The sequence below is a fragment of the Streptomyces sp. NPDC026538 genome, assembly GCF_055567535.1.
Window position 1 is genome coordinate 398,797 of sequence record NZ_JBVHQG010000008.1, and the last position, 17,056, is coordinate 415,852.

Here is a 17,056-nt window from a genome sequence, read left to right on the forward strand (position 1 = left end):
AACTGCGGCTGCTGAGGCACCAGCTCGGCCGGGATTTCGATGCCGAGTGCCAAGGTGCAACAGCTTTTCGGCTGGCGAGCGCGTCACATCGAGGACACCCGCCGCCGACCACATCGAGGCCACGAAACTGGCCCTGTCCCAGCTGCCGAAACGGCTCCGGCGGGGCGCCAGACGCTGATCCGCACCGACTCGGGCGGCGACACCCACGAGTTCGTCGCCTGGCTCACCCGGCGCAGGCGGTGGCTGTCCTACTCGGTCGGGATGACCTTCACCGACGCCATCCACCAGGCCGTCTTGAAGGTCCCGGCCTCGGCTTGGACGCCGGCCGTCGAGCCCGACGGCGACATCCGCGACGGCGCCTGGGCCGCCGATCACGGCGCACAGCTGATCATCGTCAACGCCGACCCGACGCCGTACGACGACCGGGCCGACGAGATCGTCCGCGAGCCGATCGGAACCGCGCTGCCGAAGCTGCTCGCGGAGCTGCGGGCCGGCTAGCTAGTAGTCCTTGGTCAGGTTGGTATGGGTTCTGGCATGTCGCGGTGACAGGTGGGGCAGGCGCCGGTCCAGACCGCGAGGAGTAACTGCAGTTCGCGGGCGACCTCAGCAGTCCGCGCAGATAGACCGCTCCCCACCGGCGCTGATCCGCCCGCGCGAACGGCTCGAACATCTCCGCCGCGAAGTCCTCCAGATCGCACCGGACCGCGGCCAGCTCCCCACCCGGCACATCAGGTCAACGACGCACCCGATCAAACGGACACGCCATCGGCAAGTGAACCTGACCAAGCCCTACTAGGGCCTGTCTGACAATTCCCGTCTGCCTCGGGACGCCATGCACCCACTCTCGCCGCACCGGGCGCAGACCCAGGTACGTCCAGTAGGCGGGCCTACGCCCGGCACTCCCCCAGCCTCCGGCCGGGGGGACCCCAGAGCACGCACCTGACGCCGCGAGGGGAACCCACGGTCTTCCGCGAGGGGTCGAAAGCCGTAGGTGTTGCGGACTCCGAAGAGGCAGGCAAGGGCGTCGTGGGCGTTGCCGATGTTGAGCAGCCACAGATCGATGGCGGCGTGCCATACGGCGTCCTCGTCGTCAGGTGCGCCCTTCGCGACACCTGCGGCTGTCAGCGCCGGCCACGCGGGGTGAAGTCGCGGTGTCGACCGATTGCGGTGATGCTGGCAGAGGAGCGTAGCCGGCTTCGCGCGGACGTGTGCGTCGGTGACCGCACCGTACAGGAAGGGAGGCTGCTGCCATGACAACGGTTCCGAACGGGACAGGGCGAGGGCACGGCGGGCCCGACAGCAGCGCAACACTCACCGGCGCCTCTTCGTTCGCCGCAATCCTGATGATGCTCAGCGGGCCCCTCAGCATTCTGATGGGCGCAGCCGGCATCGCAGAGGACACCCTGTTCGCCGCGTCCCGGTACGCCTACCGGTTCGACCTGACCGCTTGGGGCTGGATTCACCTGGTGATCGGAGTGGTACTCGTCATCGCGGGCCTGGGAGTGCTGACGGACCAGAGCTGGGGTCGCGGGGCCGGCGTGGCGGTGGCAGTGATCAGCCTGATCACCCAGTTCATGTTCGTTCCGTACTACCCGCTGTGGTCCATCCCTGTGATGACACTCGACCTCCTGATCCTGTTCGCGCTGACCAGGGCCCATGTCGAGACCAGCGGGCGTCAGTGAATTTCAGACGGAGCCGTACGATCCGCCTGGTCATGAGTCGTTCAGCGGCCCAGGGCTGCGTACTCGGGTTCGTCCCGATGCGGAAACCCCGGTTCGAATCCGGGCCATTGGCCGCCCCCTTCCCAGGCCGCGACACACCGCGGCGCGGGTTCAGCTCTGGAGAACACGCTCGAGCGCTGCCCGGCCGGCGGGTCCCCACGTCGGCTTGCCACCAGGAAGGCCCCGGTCTCCGTTCTGGCCCATCAGCATGAGGAACAGGCCTTTCAGAGCGGCCAGCCCTCGGGCGCGCCGGATCGTCGCCACGTCCGCATGCGCGTACCCGTCGAAGAACCGCGCGGCGGCGCCCGCGGGAAGAAGCACCCACGCGGCCGCGAGATCCCACGCCGGATCACCGGCGAACATGTCACCGAAGTCGATCACGCCCGCGAGCGTCCCGTCCGCGACGACGACGTTTGCCGGATGCAGGTCGCCATGCACCCATACCGCGGGGCCCTCCCACTCGGGCGCCGCCACGGCGTCGTCCCAGACGGCCCGGACGTCGTCGGCGAGGTCGGCGGGGGCGACGGCGTGGAAGAATTGGTCGAAGCCGGCCGTGCACTTCTTGGGGTGGTCGCCGCGGTCCCCGCTGATCGGCGCGCCAGCGGGCGCCTCCACGTGGAGTGCGCTGAGGAAGCCTGCCAGCGTGTCGGCCGCGTGGTCGCCGCGGCTGATCGAGCCGTGGTCCAGCGGCTCGCCGGGAACCCACGTCATCACGGTCCAGTGCTTGGGGAAGCGCCCGGACGGTTCGCCGAACCGCACCGGCGTCGGCACCGGGAGCGGAAGGCGCGGAGCCAGCACCGGTAGCCACCGCCGCTCCTTGAGCTGGAGCTCCGGGGTGGGGTCCATGCGCTGCATGCGCACGGCCAACTCGTCCCCGAGACGCCACATCTGGTTGCCCCAGCCGCCCACCACCTCGCGGATGGCCAGCCCCGCAAGGTCTGGATGCTGCTCCTGCAGCAGCTCGCGCACCAGATCCGCAGTGATCTCGATCTCGGGGTCGGTCATGCGAAGCCACAGTACTGGGGTAACGGGTGTTGCGGAGGAGTCCCTGGCCCGCCTCGGGACGGGGGATGGGCACCCGTTCCAGGGCGAAGTCGTCGGCGGGCGGCAATCCGGCGGGGCGGCGGACCAGGCGCACGAGGCGATGAGTCGCGTTCATGTCCGGACGCCAAGCCTTGACCCGTGGGTCAGGGGCAAGACTCGGCTGAGCACTGCCACGCGCCAGAGCCGGGCCGAACTCGGGATTCAGCCTGCCGCTCAGCGGCCGCACGGCCGGGACAATGAGGGCCGGGGCACCACGCGTTGGGATCTCGGAGCTGAAAACTCAAGCTGAGCTTGCTCTTTCACCTCCGAACGTCCTGCCTGTAAGGGCTCCGAGTTCGGGACGGCTCACAGCACCGGCTCCTGGACCCGTCCTTTCGCCCGCTGCGCGAGGTGTGCCTGTCGGCGGGCCGGCGGACAGCTGCCGGCCCCCGGGCTGTTTCGTCTACTTGGCACTCGTGAGATGGCCCCAAAGGGGGAAACGGCGGCGCCGCCGACCGTCGCGGCAGGTGAGGTTCCGGGCGCTGACTAGCATGCGCGAGATCCATCCTCGCGTGATGTGGAATTTCCAAGGAGTAAGGGACGTGAAGGTTTCAAGAGGCACGGGCGCGTCCATTCCGCGGGACCTCGCGTATGGCAGTCGCGCCTGTGACGACCAGCTTCCATGAAGCTCTTCGGTGTCCGTTCTCCCTGATTCCCCATGGCGGTGAGCACGTGACCGACGCGCGGGCCGTCCGCCGCTGTCCGAGCCGGAAAGAGAATCCATGCCGTTGTCCGCGCTGCTGGCAGCCGCCGACCCGCCACAGCTTCTCCCTGCGCGTGAGCAGATGGCGTTCACCCTGGGCTTCCACGTCGTTCTGGTGCCGTTCGGCGTCGCATTCACCTTCATGATGCTGGTCTGCCACTACCGGGCGCTGCGTCGTGACGATCACGAGGCGCTGCTTCTCGCACAACGCTGGTCGAAGGTGGCCGCCGTGCTGTTCGCGGTGGGGGCGGTATCCGGTACGGTGCTTTCCTTCGAGTTGGGGCTGCTGTGGCCCGGGCTCATGGGCAGGTACGGGGCGGCGTTCGGGTTTCCGTTCGCCTATGAGGGGCTTTTCTTCTTTCTGGAAGCCGTGTTCGTGGCCATTTACATCTACGGCTGGAAGCGGCTTCCACGGTGGCCGCACTTTTTCACGGGCGTGGCGGTGACCCTGGCCAGTGTCGGCGGCACGGCTTCCGTCATCGCGGCGAACAGCTGGATGAACCAGCCTGCGGGCATCGTCGTCAGTCACGGGCGTGTCGTCCAGGTGTTCCCGTCCCAGGTGTTCTTCAACGGCGCGTTCTGGTGGGAGATGGTGCACATGCTCCTGGCGGCGTACATCGTCGCGGGGTTCATGGTCGCGGGGGTGTACGCGTGGGGCCTGCTCAAAGGCCGCCGGGACCGCTACCACCGACTCGGCTTCCTCGTGCCGTTCACGGTCGGGTCGATCGCGATGCCCTTGCAGTTCCTGGTCGGTGACACGATCGCCCGGCAGGTCTTCGACAGGGAGCCCGCCAAGTTCGCCACCATCGAAATGGTCCCCGAGACCGGTGACCACATCCCCGAGACGCTCGGCGGCATCCTGGTCGGCGGCAAGGTCCGTTACGGCATCCCCCTTCCCGACGTGGCATCGATCCTCGCGGGCTTCAGGCCGTCCACCACGATCAAGGGTCTCGCGGCCATCCCTCCGGCCGTGCGCCCCGACGACGAGGTGGTGAGCGTCGTGCACCTCGCGTTCGACGTCATGGTCGGAACCGCCTCGCTGCTGTTGCTGATGTCCCTGTGGTTCGGCTGGCTGTGGTGGCGGCGCCGCGAGGTCCCGGTGAACCGCTGGTTCCTGCGCGTCGCGTCGGTGTGCGGACCGCTCGCGCTCCTGTCGCTGTGGAGCGGCTGGGTGGTGACGGAGGTCGGCCGGCAGCCGTGGACCGTGGTCGGGCTCCTGCTGACGCGGGACGCGGTCACCACGGTGGGCAACCTGTGGCCGCTGTTCGCCACGGTCCTCGCGATCTACCTCTGTGTCGGGACGGGCGCGGTGCTCGTCCTGCGGGCGATGCATCGGCGCTGGTTGCGTGAGGGTACCGAGGCCGTCGCGGTTCCGTACGGACCCGAGCCGGTGCCGGCGACGAGCGAACGCGGGTTCGGAGCTGATGACGTATGAGCACGCTGACCGCCGTGGTCCTGTTCGTCGGCGTGATCGCGTACGCCCTTTTCGGGGGTGCCGACTACGGGGCCGGATTCTGGGATCTGGCAGCCGGTGGCCGTCGGCACGGCCGCCCCGTGAGGGAGTTGATCAACCTCTCCATCAGCCCGGTGTGGGAGGCCAACCACACGTGGCTGGTCTTCATCCTGGTGATGATCTGGACGGGATTTCCGCAGGCGTACACGGCCATCACCACCACGCTCTACATTCCTCTGGGACTGGCGGCGCTGGGTATCGTGGCGCGCGGTGCCGGCTTCGCCTTCCGCCATGCGCTGGCGGGCGGCCGGGGCGAGGCCGTCGCCGGTGTCGCCTTCGCCTCTTCGTCGGTGCTGACGCCTTTCTTCTTCGGCGCCGTCGCCGGCGGGATCGCCTCCGGCCGTGTCCCCGCGGCGGGGCACGGTGACCCCCTGTCCAGCTGGCTCAATCCGACGTCCGTTCTCGGCGGCGTGCTCGCCGTCACCGTCTGTGCCTACCTCGCCGCCGTGTTCCTCACCGGACAGGCCCAGCGCCGGGCACAGCCCTCTCTGGAAACGGCGTTCCGCTACCGCGCCTTCGGTGCCGGCATCGTCGCGGGACTGGTCGCGCTGGCGGGCGTGTTCATCCTGCGTGCGGACGCTCCCCGGCTGTTCCACCAGCTGAGCCGGGTCGGCGTGCCGCTGCTGTTCGTCTCCGCCCTGTGTGGTCTGGCCGCGCTGCTTCTGCTGCGCAGGGGCAGCCCGACCGTCGTCCGAACTCTTGCCGCCGTCGCGATCGCCGCGGTCGTGGCGGGCTGGGGGGTCGCGCAGTACCCGTACCTCCTGGGCACCCACCTGACCATCCAGCAGGCGGCTTCCCCGTCGGCCACCTTGTGGCAGTTGTTCGTGGTCTCCTGCGTGGCCGCGGTCCTGGTCGCGCCGTCGCTCCTGCTGCTCTACATCCTGCAACTGCGGCGCAAACTCGGCTGACGGCCAGGCACGGCCCATGACGACCACCGCCGGCCCAGGCCTCCGGGCCGCCACCTGACAGCTCCTTACACCTCGAAGGAGTACCAGACCACCTCGAAGGCCGGCTACAGCCGCAACCTCCAGTACGTCGACGACACGGGGCGCCTCGTGATCCTCAACAACCAGGGGACCTCGACGATCGCGTACGCCGAGACGGACCTCGGCAACTCGGCCGGCACCTACCACCAGCTGTTCAACCGCAAGACCGGCCAGGTCATAGGTACCGGGACAAGACCAACGACGCCAACTTCGGCAACGGCGACGTGCCCGACGTCCGGCTGGAGGACGCGGGTTCGGCGGCCGACCCCGACACCCAGTTCCGGCACGTGGTGACCGAACCGGGCGGCGGAACCACGCTGCTCAACAAGTCGGGCGGCCGCGCGGCGGCGATCTGGACCGGCAACGCGACGGTCGGACAGAAGATCGGCCAGTGGGTCGACAACAGCTCCACCGGCAGCTGGAACCTCGTCAAGACCGGCGACGGCCTCTACAAGCTCCAGTCGGTCAAGAACACGAGCCTGTACGTGACCGGAGCGACCGCTGGAGGACAGCTCACCCTGCGGACGGCGACCACGGACGGCTCGCAGGACTGGGAACCGGTCCGGTAGCCGCCGGTGATGCAGAAGGAGCCGGCTCACAGGCGCACGATGACCAGGGCGGTGTCGTCGGTGGCGTCGCCGGGTGGGAGCAGGTCGGTCAGCACGGCGTCGGCGAGGGCTTCGGGATCTTCTGCGCGATGGCGGGTCAGGGAGTCGGCGAGCCGGGTGAGGCCGGTGTCGATGTCTTCGCCGCGGCGTTCGATCAGACCGTCGGTGTAGAGCACGAGGGCGGCGCCCTCGCGGAAGGCGGTGACGGCCTGGGTCCGGGGGCCGTGCTGGGGGCGGGCGGCCAGTGGCGGGTCGGTGGCCTGGTCCAGGAACTCGATCGTCCCGTCCCTGTGCAGGAGTGCGGGTGGTGGGTGGCCGGCGCTGCTGTAGGTGATGGTGTCGTTCTCCCAGTCGACGAACGCCGTGGCCACGGTGGTGTTCTCGGCGCCGTCGACGGTGCGGGCGTACAGTCCGAGGACTTCCAGGGCGCGGGCGGGGCCTTCGGGGACGAGCGAGGCGGCGGTGAGGGCGCTGCGCAGTTGTCCCATGACGCCGGCCGCGGACAGGCCGTGGCCGACGACGTCGCCGACGGCGACGGCGATGCGGTCGCCGGGCAGGTCGACCAGGTCGTACCAGTCGCCGGCCACGGTGAGCGCTTGGGCGGCGGGCCGGTAGCGGACGGCCGTCGGGTGCCGCCCGTCCGGGCGAGGGGTGGGCAACATGGCCTCTTGCAGGGTCAGGGCGACTTCACGGGCGCGGATGAGTTCGGTGACGTCCTCCAGTCGCTGCAGCAGCAGCGTCACCCGCCCGTCGGCTCCGAACACAGGAATGTTGGTCACGTTGAAATACCGCTCATGCCACACCCCGGGCCGGTCGGGATCCTTCATGTCGAAGCGCTCCAGCGCCACGACGGTGCGCTCACCGGTCTCCGCCGCCCGGCGCAGAGACGCCAGAACCTTGAGCAGGAGAGGCTCGGCGGAGTCGCTCTCGGGGCGGTGCTCGGGCATGAAACTACCGACCACTTGCTCGCGGGGAAGGCCTCGCAGACGCAGGAACTCCGCGTTGGCGTCCGCGATCACCAACTGCGGAGTCACCAGGGCCACCGCCCCGGGAAGAGCCTGGAACACCGCCGCGTAGTCGACCGCCGGTTCTGCCATGATTTCCCGCTTACCGCGCCGCTCTGTCTTCCCACGATACGAGCAGGTGGTCACGGCTCGCATCATGAGGTCGCGGCATCCCCACGCCGCCGGTGCGCCGCGTGTACGGATCACGCCGGGCGGAAGGCCGCCCCTGGCCTCCACCCGGCACCGGAACGGCGAGGAGGGCCGGGAGCTGTTCCAGGTTGCGGGCGCCGGCGATCGGGGGCGAAGTCGAGGGACTCCCGGAGCCGTTCCGCGGAGAGGCTCGAGGCGGCGACTCTTTCGCTCCGGACAGCCGCGAAGTACGGAGCTAGTGCCGCTCGGCCAGGCTCTGGGTGCCGAGTACCGAGATCAGTTCCAGTTTCTCGGCGTCCTCGGTGCCCGGCTCGGCCGAGTACACGAGGATGTGCAGGTCGTGCTGCTCGACCCGGAGCTGGTCGCAGTCCAGCGTGAGCAGGCCGACCTGCGGATGCTCGATGGTCTTGCGCGACGCCTCCAGCCGGCCGACGACCCCCGCGTCCCACAGCTCGGCGAACCGTTCGCTCCCGGCACGCAACTCCGTGATCATGCGCTGTAGTTGGCGGTCGGCCGGATAACGGGCGGCCGTCGAACGCAGCTCGGCGACCATGCCTACCTCGAAGGCACGCCGCTCCTCGGGCGCGTGGCGGACCCGGGTCGGCCGGCCGAGGAAGTTGCGCCACACGCCGTTGCGTTCGAAGCCGCGCCGACCGGACGGGTCGCCCATCAGCGCCGCGTACATCGGATTGGCCACCAGCAGGGTCATGGCCGCGTCCGAGACCGCGACCGGAGTGCCGGACAGCCGGTCCAGCAGCCGCTGCACGCTGGGCGTGAGATACCCGGGAACCACGTCCGGACCCGGCGGCACCAGCCCCGACAGCCCGAACAGGTAGGTCCGCTCGTCCGCGGAGAGCCGCAGCGCCCGCGCCAGCGCCTCGACGACCTGCACGGACGGATTGACCGCCCGGCCCTGTTCGAGGCGGGTGACGTAGTCGACCGAGATCCCGGCCAGCAGCGCCAGCTCCTCGCGCCGCAGGCCGGCCGCGCGCCGCTGGCCACCGGCCGGCAGCCCCGCCGCGTCCGGGGCCACCCGGTCGCGCCAGCGCCGCAGCGCCCGTCCGAGTTCCGTCGCCGTCATGCCCCCCAGTCAACACCGCCGGCCGCGGATGTGCCTGGTACCGGCAGTCCCAGGAAGAAGGGGCTGCTGGCTGACCCGGCGGCCGGGGCGCAGGCTGGACGCATGACGACAACACTGATCACCGGAGCCAACAAGGGCATCGGCTACGAGACCGCCCGCCAGCTCGTCGCCGCAGGTCACACCGTGTACGTGGGCGCAAGGGACGCCGAGCGTGGCCGCCGGGCGGCCGAGGAGCTGGGCGCCCGGTTCGTCCTCCTCGACGTCACCGACGACGCCTCCGTCGACGCCGCGGCCAAGACGATCGAGGCCGACGGCGGACTGGACGTCCTGATCAACAACGCCGGGATCGAGACCCGGACCGCGGACAACAGCGTGCCGACCGCCGAGACCGTGACCGCCGACCAGATGCGGAACACCTTCGAGACCAACGTCTTCGGCGTGGTCCGCGTCCTGCACGCCTTCCTTCCGCTGCTGCGGCGCTCGGCCGCACCGGTCGTGGTCAACGTCAGCAGCGGACTGGCCTCGCTGACCGCGCTCTCCGACCCCGACCACCCCGCCCACTTCTACCCGGGCATCGCCTACCCGACCTCAAAGACCGCCGTGAACATGCTCACCGTGCAGTTCGCGAAGGCGTTCCCGGACATGCGGATCAACTCCGTCGAGCCCGGCTTCACCAAGACCGACCTGAACGGCAACACGGGCACGCAGACCGTGGCGGAGGGCGCCGAGATCATCGTCCGGATGGCACAGCTCGGCCCGGACGGACCGACCGGCGGCTACTTCGACGTCAACGGCCCGCTGTCCTGGTGAATCAGGGGAACCCCAGCTGAACCAGCCGGGGCGCGGTGCCCTTCACGCGCACCAGCGCCCCGGCTTCGGGGTACAGCACCTCGGTGCGACCTGCTGCCGGAACGGCCGGCCGATCCCGGCGCCGCCGTGGCCCAGGCGCGGAGGAAGCTTTCTTCAGGAGTCGCGGCTGGGATCGCACAGCACCATGACCGCGCGGGCGACGAGTTCGCCGGCGCCGCCCAGTTCCTGGCGGTAGCGGCCCGTGATGCCGCGTACGGTCTCCGCGAAGGCCGGGTCGGCGGCGCGGGCGCGGGCCGGGGGCGCGAGTTCCTGGGCCATCGCGCGGCGGCGCGCGAGCAGCGCGATGATCTCCTCGTCGAGGCGTTCGAGCGGGGCGAGTGACAGATCCGCCGGCGCATCGGTAGCGGGGTTCGTCGTCACAGGAGGTCTCCGTTCTCCGAGGACGGGTTCCCGGTCGTGGTTCCCGTCCGCCCTTTCATCGCGGTTGGTCCTTCATCACTTTGCCCGTGGCGTTCGGCGGCAACTCCTCCCGGAACCCGGCCACTCGAGGACCGGCACGGGCCGGATCCTGGCGGGGCGAAGACGACTCCGCCGCGTCGTCGTCGCTCGCCTGCCTCTCGAACGGTGAACCCGCCGCCAGGAAGCCGGACTTGAGATCGATCACGGGCACACCCGGCGGCCCGGCGAACTCCCGCCCGAGGACTCCCTGTTGGACCAGTACCCGCCCGAGAGAACAGTGTGAACGCGTACGTCGGGGCGGCCTGCCGTACGGGTTCGAGGGCTACTTGTTCTCGCCGGGTTTGCCGACGTGTGCGCGGTCGCCGGTGGGCGTCGGCGCCGCGGTCGGCCTTGCGGACGGCGGTGATCCAGGCGGCCGGACCGCAGACATGGATGTCGCGGTGGACGATGTCGGGGACGAGGCTCTTGAGGGCCTGCGCGTCGTCGCCGGGGTGCGCGGGGCCCGCGGGCCTGCCAGGAGGTGTCGGCTCGGCGGGGCCCGGGCAGGAAGACGAGCACGACGCCGCGCCGGGCGGCGATCTCGCGGAGTTCGCCGACGAAGACGGCGTGCCGGTCTTCGCCGTGGCGATAGACGAGCGTTGTCTCGCCGGGGGCGTAGGGGGTGTCTTCGAGCTGGGCGCGCAGCGGGCCGCGAGCCGGAGGTCCTGGTGGTCGACGACGACCCCGGTGTACGGCTTGACGACGTGGTCGTCGGCACCGGCGGCCAGTCCGGCGACCCGGTCGTCGATCCACGGCCGGTTCCTGACGTCCCCTGCGATGAGCAGCGTCAGGTGCCACCTGTGGCTGAACGCGCCCTGGCCCGGGGGCCGGTGGACCGGATCGAGGTGGTGGCTCGGCCCTCGGGGAGGTGCGTCAGCCGATGCAGATGACCAGCAGACAGAGTTGCGAGGGCGAGGTCGCGGTCGGCTCGGGACTCGCTGGCGGTGCCGGTGTGCCGGCGCCGGCGGTGGGAGCGGGCGTGGGCGTGGCCGCCGGTTCCGTCTGGGGGGCGGTGGCGCTGCCTGCTGCCGCGGCCGGCGCCGCTGCCTGGGGCTGGGCGGCGGACGACGCCGTGGACGGCACCGACGTGAGGGTGAGCCGACGGGGCGTCGAGGTGGCACGCGGGGTACCGGCACTCTGCTCGTGCGGCGCGTTGGCGGTGGCCGTCGACCGGGCGGAGGGGGTGGGGTCCGGGGCCCGGTGGCGGCCGGTCGGTGCCGACGCCGACGGCGTGGGCACCGTGGCCTCCTCGTCCGCGAATCCCATGGTCGTGTTGTCCGGAGCGCTGGCCGCCTGCGCCCGGTCCGTGGACTGCCGGTCCACCGAGGCGACGGTCAGACCGCCGCCGACCAGGGCGACCGCGGTGGCCACCAGAGCCCGCCGCTGGGTCTTCTTCCAGCGGGCACGCTGACGCCGCCGGGCTGCCCGGCCGGTCGGCGCGGCAGCCGGGGCGGGGGAGCCGTCGTACGAGAGCTCGGTGGCCTCGGACCCCTCTTCCGTCTCTTCCATGTCGTCGTGCCAGGTGCTGTCCGCCGGGGCCCGCCAGGGCGTCACAACGGCGCGGGGAGCGATGTCCGGGGCGTAGGCGCCGCAACCGGGGCACGCCAGGGCGCCGTTGAGGTGCCGACGGCACGAGGAGCAGTAGTCCATCCGCGTCTTCCTGACTCGACTGCGCCAACGGCGTTCTCGGCCGTGGCCTGATCTCGATCGCACGTGGGATCGAACGGCCAGAACGGTAGCGATCCTTTGGCCGGGCAGTGTGCAGCCTGTGTGCTGGTTCTGCGCAGATGCGATACCTGGACACGACCGGACACGCGGAGTCACCGTCGTCCGCGAACCGCGGCAGGCGCCGCCGAAAACGCGGTACGTCGGCGCGCGTCGACACGCGGTACGTCGGCGCGCTCGGTGTCGTGCGTCCCGTGCGCCGCCGGAAGCGGGAGCACGGGAGTCCGCCGGTCGCGGCGGGTCAGCCCGCGGACTGCTCCTCGGGTCCGCGTCCCCAGGCGGTCAGCATGCCGGCGGAGAGCGCGGCGCACTCGTCGGAGGCCAGGTAGCGGACCGCCGCGTCGACGGCCGCGTCGTCGACCAGGCCGGTGGCGAGCATCGCCGCCCGGCTCCGCTCCCAGGTGTCCGCCCAGAACCGGCTGATGGGGCTGCCCGGCAGCAGTGGCGGCACGTGGATCTCGGCGGCGACGGACACCAGCCCCGCCCCCCGCAGCAGCTGCGGATACGACGGCACCCAGGAGATGTCGGTACCGATGGTCGCCCGCAGCCCCTGCCACATCGCCCGCATCGCCAGGGTGTAGGGCGTGTCGGGCGTCCGGTCGCTCGTCAGGTCGACCGCGTCGCTGAGCACCAGCACCCCGCCCGGCTCCACGAGCCCGGCCAACGCGGTGATCAGGCGGTCGTGCTCGGACAGGTGCATCAGCACGAAGCGCGCGTGGACGAGCCGGAACCGGCCCCGGACCGAGTCCGGGGCGGCGGCGATGTCGGCCTCCAGGACATCGAGCCCGGGCCGCTCGGTGAGGAACCGTACGTCCCGGTCCACGGCGAGCACGCTCTCCACCCCGGCCTCCTCCAGGAGCCTGCGGGAGACCGTGCCGGTACCGGCGCCCACATCGAGGCAACGCCAGCCCGGGCCGACCCCGAGCGCCCGCAGCCGGGCCATCGTGACGTCGTCGTAGACGAGGGCGCCGACGTCGATGCGCTCACCCTCGCCCGCCTGATCGGGCCGGAAGAAGGTCTCGCCGTAGCGGCCGCCGCCCGGAGCGGTCGTCACGCCGCCGCCGCGGTGCCGCCGAGCCCCAGCGGCCGGAACAACGGGCTGTCGAGGAGTGTCATGGCCGGGCCTCTTCACGTGGTGGTGCGGCCCGTCCCGAGGCGGCCGCACACCCGATCCTGCACCGACGACCGCCCGCACACCCGAGGCGCGCCGCGCCTGACCCGATCGGCCTCACCCGTCGTGGGCGGCCGCGCCTGCGCGCCGTACAGTGCCGATGGCCCTCACCTTCCGCGCGCCGACCAGGAGTTACGACGATGACGCAAGTGACCGGTAGCCCCGACGCCCCCCGGTACGGCTTCGTGGGGCTCGGCGTGATGGGGCAGCCCATGGCGCTCAATCTCGCCCGGGCCGGTACCCCGCTCGTCGTGTGGAACCGGACCACCGACCGCGCCGAGCCGCTGCGCGCGGCCGGGGCGCAGCTCGCGGCGAGCGTCGAGGACGTCTTCGCACGCGCACGTGTCGTGATCGTCATGCTCCTCGACGAGGCGGTGACGGACACGGTCCTCGGCCGGGGCGGCCCGGGGTTCGGCAAACTGGTCGCCGACCGCGTCGTCGTGTCGATGGGCTCGACGGCACCGGAGTACGCGCGCGGGCTGGCCGCCGACGTCCACGCCGCCGGCGGCCGCTTCGTCGAGGCTCCGGTGTCCGGATCGCGCAGGCCCGCCGAGGCGGGCGAACTGGTCGCGATGCTCGGCGGCGACCGGGACACGGTGGAAGAGGTACGGCCGCTGCTCGCCCCGATGTGCCGGGAGACCGTCTACTGCGGCGGGGCCGGCACCGGCGTGCTGATGAAACTGGCCGTCAACCTCTACCTGAACACGACGATCGCGGCGCTGGCCGAGGCCGTCCACTTCGCCCGGCGGCAGGACCTGGACCTGGAGACCTTCCGGGCCGTCGTGGACTCAGGCCAGCTCGGCAGCGGCGTGACCCGGGTCAAGGTCCCGATGCTCGCCGCGCACGACTTCACGGTGCAGGCCGCCACCTCGGACGCCTACGCCAGCACCCGGCTGATCGCCGACGCGGCCCGCGCGGCCGGCATCGCCACCCCGCTCCTGGACCTCAGCAGCGATCTCTACGGCGAGAGCGTACGGCTGGGCAACGGCCGCCTCGACATGTCCTCGGTGCTCACCGCGATCGAGGCCCGCACGGATGCCATCCCGGACCGGCCCTAGGCTGGGGGCATGCGGATCTCCGTCTCCTCCGACATGGACGAACCCGTCGCGCGTCTCCTCGTCGAGGAGTTGCGCCGCCGTGGCCACGAGGTGCGCGCGTACGGTGCGCTCGAACCGGGGGCCGACCCGCAGTGGGCGGTCTGCTCGGAGACGGCCGCCCGCGATGTCGCCGCCGGCACCGCCGACCAGGCGGTCGTCTGCTGCTGGACCGGTACCGGCGCCTCGATCGCCGCGAACAAGGTGCCCGGTGTCCGCGCGGCCCTGTGTGCGGACGCGTACACCGCCGACGGCGCCCGCCGCTGGAACGACGCCAACGTCCTCGCCCTGAGCCTGCGCCTGACCTCGCAGCCGGTGCTCAAGGAGATCCTCGACGCCTGGTTCGCGGCAACGCCGAGCCAGGACGCCGAGGACCTCGGGAACGTGGCCCACGTCGGACGTCTCGACGCGGGCCGGGGGCCTGTCTAGGGTCAGTGGGCGCCGAGCCCGCCACCGCCGAACGAGCCGCTGCTGCCCTTGCTCCAGCGCGGCCGGTCCGTCGACGTGCTCGGCCTGGTCTGCTGATTGCTCAGCTCGTAGGGAGTGAGCGGGCGGCCGCCCTTGGGTATCCGGGGGATCTCCTCCGACTCACGGTTCTCCCGGATCTCATGGACCGCGCCCTCCGGTGGCAGTTTGGGCTGCTCATCAGGGCGTGGCCGGGGCGACTCGCGGTACTTGACACGGTTGCCCAGCCAGAAGCCCCCGGCGAGCATCGCCAGTACTGCCACGGCCACCACGAACAGCCCGAGACTCAACAGGCCGCTGGGAGCGGCCAGCTCCATCGATACGGTGCTCATAGCAAAGGGATACCCCGCCCAGAACGGTACGAACCGGACACGCTCGGTGGTCGGTCGTACTCGCTGGGCCGCCTTCGACGGTAGTCGCGGCGACCGGAGCCCGTGGTGGACCGCCTTCGATGACGGCCGGAGCGGGGGCGGCGTCCCCCGAACCGCAACTCCGCTGCCACCCCGACGGCATCGGTTGGCGGCTGCAACGCGCCTCCCCTTCCCCCGTCGGCCTTGGCCGTGCTCCCGGAGAGTCGATCCCTGCTGCCGGGTGTTGAAGCAGCTCAAGGCCGGGCGTATCGCCTCGCCCGGGTCCGTGCCGCTCATGCGGTGCGCCCCTTCCGGGGTGCTGTGATGGGCTTCACCGCAAACATGAGGCCCCCCTCGAGTACGCTGGGCAGCGCTGAACATGAGGGCCCCCTCAGGATGTCTCCCACAGCTCGGCACCGGCTGATCCGGAACCTCCGGGTCGCGCAACACGGACATCGCAGCGGCCGCCGTATCGGCGCACTCGCCGCGCATCACATGGAGATGACAAGGAAATGACCATGAACAGGTGGATCAGGCGCGTCTCGGTCGCTGTCGCTTCTACGGCACTGGCGGGCGGAGCCCTTCTCGGCGCCGGCGGCTCGGCGTCGGCGGCGACGACTTCGGGAGCCACGGAGCACGCGCGGTCCTCGGCCGCCGCCTTGGCCGCCGTCAGCGACCGTGACAGCCACCGCGAGGACGGAGACAGGAGCGGTCACCACGGGGAACACGGCGACAGCTGGGACGCACCCCGTGGCTGGTACAAGGACGACGACCGCCAAGGTCGCCACGACGACCGGCACCACCACCACCGCACGCAGGATGAGCGTGGGTACGGCAGCCACCGGTACGCCTGGGACGGGCACCGTTGGCAGGAGGAGGTCACGACGCGGTCCGGCATCACCGGCGACCGCTGGTACCTGGACCAGGTCGCCTGGTATCTCCACCAGCGCTGATGCGGCGGCAGGCCGTCACGGTCGGTTTGACGAGCCGCAGCGCCGTGGCCGGGGGACACGTCGTTGCGACTCGTCAAACCGACCGCTCGCCGAGCCGACATCAGGCCCGGTCCGATGAAATCGCTTCTTGGCCGAACGGGGCCGGCACGCATGAACCGCGTGTACCGCTTTCGCCTTCCGACGCTTCCGGTCGGGCCGGCGATGCCACCACGTGCCGTGCCTCGAAGCACCCGGGGAGCGATCGCGGTGCCGGGCGAGCGGGATGCAGGAGTGAGGGACATGAGATCGGTCAGAACCGTGGCGTACGAGCTGCCCGTGGAGCTCGTCCTGTCACCCGACCTGTCGGTGCCGATGCGTACGGCACTGCGGTACGAGACGCATGATCCCTATGCCGTCCGCACCGTCTTCCACCTTCCGGGCCAGGAGCGCACGGTCGAGTGGTTCTTCAGTCGCGAGATGCTGGCTCAGGCCCTGGGCGGGCACACCGGGCAGGGAGGCGACGTGCACATGTGGCCGGTCGTCGACTCGGGACGCGAGCTGGTGTCCATCGCTCTGCGCTCACCCGAGGGATCGGCCCTGCTCGAGTTCCCCGCGCAGGGCGTGAAGTCCTTCCTGCGCGAGACGTGGTCCGTGGTGCCGCCGGGGTCCGAGTCCAGCCGGTTCGACCTGGACGCCGAACTGGCACAGCTGCTGGCGGGAAACTGAACGCCTCCCCTGGAAGGCGACGCCCTCGCGGTGACGAGCGGGCCCGGTGCCGAAGTCGGCACCGGGCCCGCTCGCTGTCGTGTTGCCCGGTGGCCTCACCCGCCGCGGCTCATGCCTCCTCCTGGCACTCGCGGCACTCCTCCTCGGGGCACTCGAGCGTGGTGAGGGTCTGATCGACCTGCAGGGCGGTCAGCGGAGGCTCCGGCAGCTCATGGGCGCACTGCGCACGGAACGCGTCAAGCATCAGGTGCAGGTGGCGGCGCCAGGCGTTGGGGGCGACGGCACGGGTGGCCTGGATGATCCCGGCCTGGGACCAGATCACGAAAGCGAGGTCTTCCGGAGTGACGTCGTCACGGAGGACGCCCTGCTCCTGCGCGTTGCGGAAGATCTGGGCGGCCCGTTCCTGGGTGCGCTCGAAGATTCCCCTGCCGAGCGC

Annotated in this window: 15 protein-coding genes and 5 pseudogenes; 11 read left to right on the top strand and 9 right to left on the bottom strand. The window is 70.9% G+C overall.

Translation table 11 applies throughout. From position 1 onward, the window contains the following. Positions 1-100: 100 nt before the first annotated feature. Both ACZ4N4_RS31375 and ACZ4N4_RS31380 read left to right on the top strand, forming a co-directional pair. A pseudogene (locus ACZ4N4_RS31375) lies at positions 101-390 on the top strand (transposase); the annotation flags it as partial. Further along, positions 364-498: pseudogene (locus tag ACZ4N4_RS31380) on the top strand (NAD-dependent deacetylase); the annotation flags it as partial. The pseudogenes ACZ4N4_RS31375 and ACZ4N4_RS31380, both read left to right, overlap by 27 nt. Positions 499-604: 106 nt before the next feature. On the opposite strand, the pseudogene ACZ4N4_RS31385 reads toward ACZ4N4_RS31380, so the two are convergent. Then, positions 605-727: pseudogene (locus ACZ4N4_RS31385) on the bottom strand (IS701 family transposase); the annotation flags it as partial. A 523-nt stretch (positions 728-1,250) separates the two neighbouring features. On the opposite strand from ACZ4N4_RS31385, the gene ACZ4N4_RS31390 reads away from it, so the two are divergent. After that, positions 1,251-1,682, top strand: a complete 432-nt coding sequence (locus ACZ4N4_RS31390; protein ID WP_467595102.1) for a DUF7144 family membrane protein — start codon at positions 1,251-1,253, stop codon at positions 1,680-1,682. 150 nt (positions 1,683-1,832) lie between these two features. Here ACZ4N4_RS31390 and ACZ4N4_RS31395 read toward each other — a convergent pair whose 3' ends face one another. Continuing rightward, entirely contained in the window at positions 1,833-2,726 is an 894-nt protein-coding gene (locus ACZ4N4_RS31395) for an aminoglycoside phosphotransferase family protein (RefSeq protein WP_467595105.1), read from the bottom strand. A gap of 800 nt (positions 2,727-3,526) precedes the next feature. Here ACZ4N4_RS31395 and ACZ4N4_RS31400 point away from each other — a divergent pair. The 3 genes and pseudogenes from ACZ4N4_RS31400 to ACZ4N4_RS31410 form a co-directional block, all read left to right on the top strand. Continuing rightward, entirely contained in the window at positions 3,527-4,942 is a 1,416-nt protein-coding gene (locus ACZ4N4_RS31400; RefSeq protein WP_467595108.1) for a cytochrome ubiquinol oxidase subunit I, read from the top strand. After that, on the top strand, positions 4,939-5,928 hold the full coding sequence (locus ACZ4N4_RS31405) for a cytochrome d ubiquinol oxidase subunit II (RefSeq protein WP_467595111.1): 990 nt from the start codon (positions 4,939-4,941) through the stop codon (positions 5,926-5,928). Before ACZ4N4_RS31400 ends, ACZ4N4_RS31405 begins: the two co-directional genes overlap by 4 nt. Before the next feature lie 75 nt (positions 5,929-6,003). Next, a pseudogene (locus ACZ4N4_RS31410) lies at positions 6,004-6,575 on the top strand (RICIN domain-containing protein); the annotation flags it as partial. A 26-nt stretch (positions 6,576-6,601) separates the two neighbouring features. Here ACZ4N4_RS31410 and ACZ4N4_RS31415 read toward each other — a convergent pair. Continuing rightward, the gene (locus ACZ4N4_RS31415; protein WP_467595114.1) at positions 6,602-7,711 is read right to left on the bottom strand and encodes a PP2C family protein-serine/threonine phosphatase; all 1,110 of its coding nucleotides are present in this window, start codon (positions 7,709-7,711) and stop codon (positions 6,602-6,604) included. A gap of 292 nt (positions 7,712-8,003) precedes the next feature. Then, the gene (locus ACZ4N4_RS31420) at positions 8,004-8,849 is read right to left on the bottom strand and encodes a helix-turn-helix domain-containing protein (RefSeq protein WP_467595116.1); all 846 of its coding nucleotides are present in this window, start codon (positions 8,847-8,849) and stop codon (positions 8,004-8,006) included. 102 nt (positions 8,850-8,951) lie between these two features. On the opposite strand from ACZ4N4_RS31420, the gene ACZ4N4_RS31425 reads away from it, so the two are divergent. Continuing rightward, the gene (locus ACZ4N4_RS31425; RefSeq protein ID WP_453575595.1) at positions 8,952-9,659 is read left to right on the top strand and encodes an SDR family oxidoreductase; all 708 of its coding nucleotides are present in this window, start codon (positions 8,952-8,954) and stop codon (positions 9,657-9,659) included. Positions 9,660-9,812: 153 nt separating this feature from the next. Here the strand turns inward: ACZ4N4_RS31425 and ACZ4N4_RS31430 are convergent, their stop codons facing one another. From ACZ4N4_RS31430 to ACZ4N4_RS31440, 3 genes are all read right to left on the bottom strand, one after another. Further along, entirely contained in the window at positions 9,813-10,079 is a 267-nt protein-coding gene (locus tag ACZ4N4_RS31430) for a hypothetical protein (RefSeq protein WP_450766476.1), read from the bottom strand. Between the two features lie 951 nt (positions 10,080-11,030). After that, positions 11,031-11,807, bottom strand: a complete 777-nt coding sequence (locus ACZ4N4_RS31435; protein ID WP_467595120.1) for an SCO2400 family protein — start codon at positions 11,805-11,807, stop codon at positions 11,031-11,033. Positions 11,808-12,123: 316 nt separating this feature from the next. Next, positions 12,124-12,936, bottom strand: a complete 813-nt coding sequence (locus tag ACZ4N4_RS31440; RefSeq protein ID WP_467595123.1) for a class I SAM-dependent methyltransferase — start codon at positions 12,934-12,936, stop codon at positions 12,124-12,126. Between the two features lie 257 nt (positions 12,937-13,193). Between ACZ4N4_RS31440 and ACZ4N4_RS31445 the strand changes: the two genes are divergently transcribed. Together ACZ4N4_RS31445 and ACZ4N4_RS31450 are read left to right on the top strand one after the other, a co-directional pair. Beyond that, positions 13,194-14,111, top strand: coding sequence for an NAD(P)-dependent oxidoreductase (locus ACZ4N4_RS31445; RefSeq protein WP_467595124.1), 918 nt, complete (start codon positions 13,194-13,196; stop codon positions 14,109-14,111). A 9-nt stretch (positions 14,112-14,120) separates the two neighbouring features. Next, positions 14,121-14,576 (top strand): RpiB/LacA/LacB family sugar-phosphate isomerase, encoded by a 456-nt coding sequence (locus ACZ4N4_RS31450; RefSeq protein ID WP_453575603.1) that lies wholly within the window; start codon positions 14,121-14,123, stop codon positions 14,574-14,576. Between the two features lie 2 nt (positions 14,577-14,578). Here ACZ4N4_RS31450 and ACZ4N4_RS31455 read toward each other — a convergent pair whose 3' ends face one another. Then, positions 14,579-14,944, bottom strand: a complete 366-nt coding sequence (locus ACZ4N4_RS31455; protein ID WP_453575605.1) for a DUF6479 family protein — start codon at positions 14,942-14,944, stop codon at positions 14,579-14,581. Between the two features lie 536 nt (positions 14,945-15,480). Between ACZ4N4_RS31455 and ACZ4N4_RS31460 the strand changes: the two genes are divergently transcribed. Together ACZ4N4_RS31460 and ACZ4N4_RS31465 are read left to right on the top strand one after the other, a co-directional pair. Further along, positions 15,481-15,915 (top strand): hypothetical protein, encoded by a 435-nt coding sequence (locus ACZ4N4_RS31460; protein ID WP_467595127.1) that lies wholly within the window; start codon positions 15,481-15,483, stop codon positions 15,913-15,915. A 279-nt stretch (positions 15,916-16,194) separates the two neighbouring features. After that, positions 16,195-16,620, top strand: a complete 426-nt coding sequence (locus ACZ4N4_RS31465) for an SsgA family sporulation/cell division regulator (RefSeq protein WP_467595130.1) — start codon at positions 16,195-16,197, stop codon at positions 16,618-16,620. A 109-nt stretch (positions 16,621-16,729) separates the two neighbouring features. Here the strand turns inward: ACZ4N4_RS31465 and ACZ4N4_RS31470 are convergent. Further along, positions 16,730-17,056: pseudogene (locus ACZ4N4_RS31470) on the bottom strand (hypothetical protein); the annotation flags it as partial.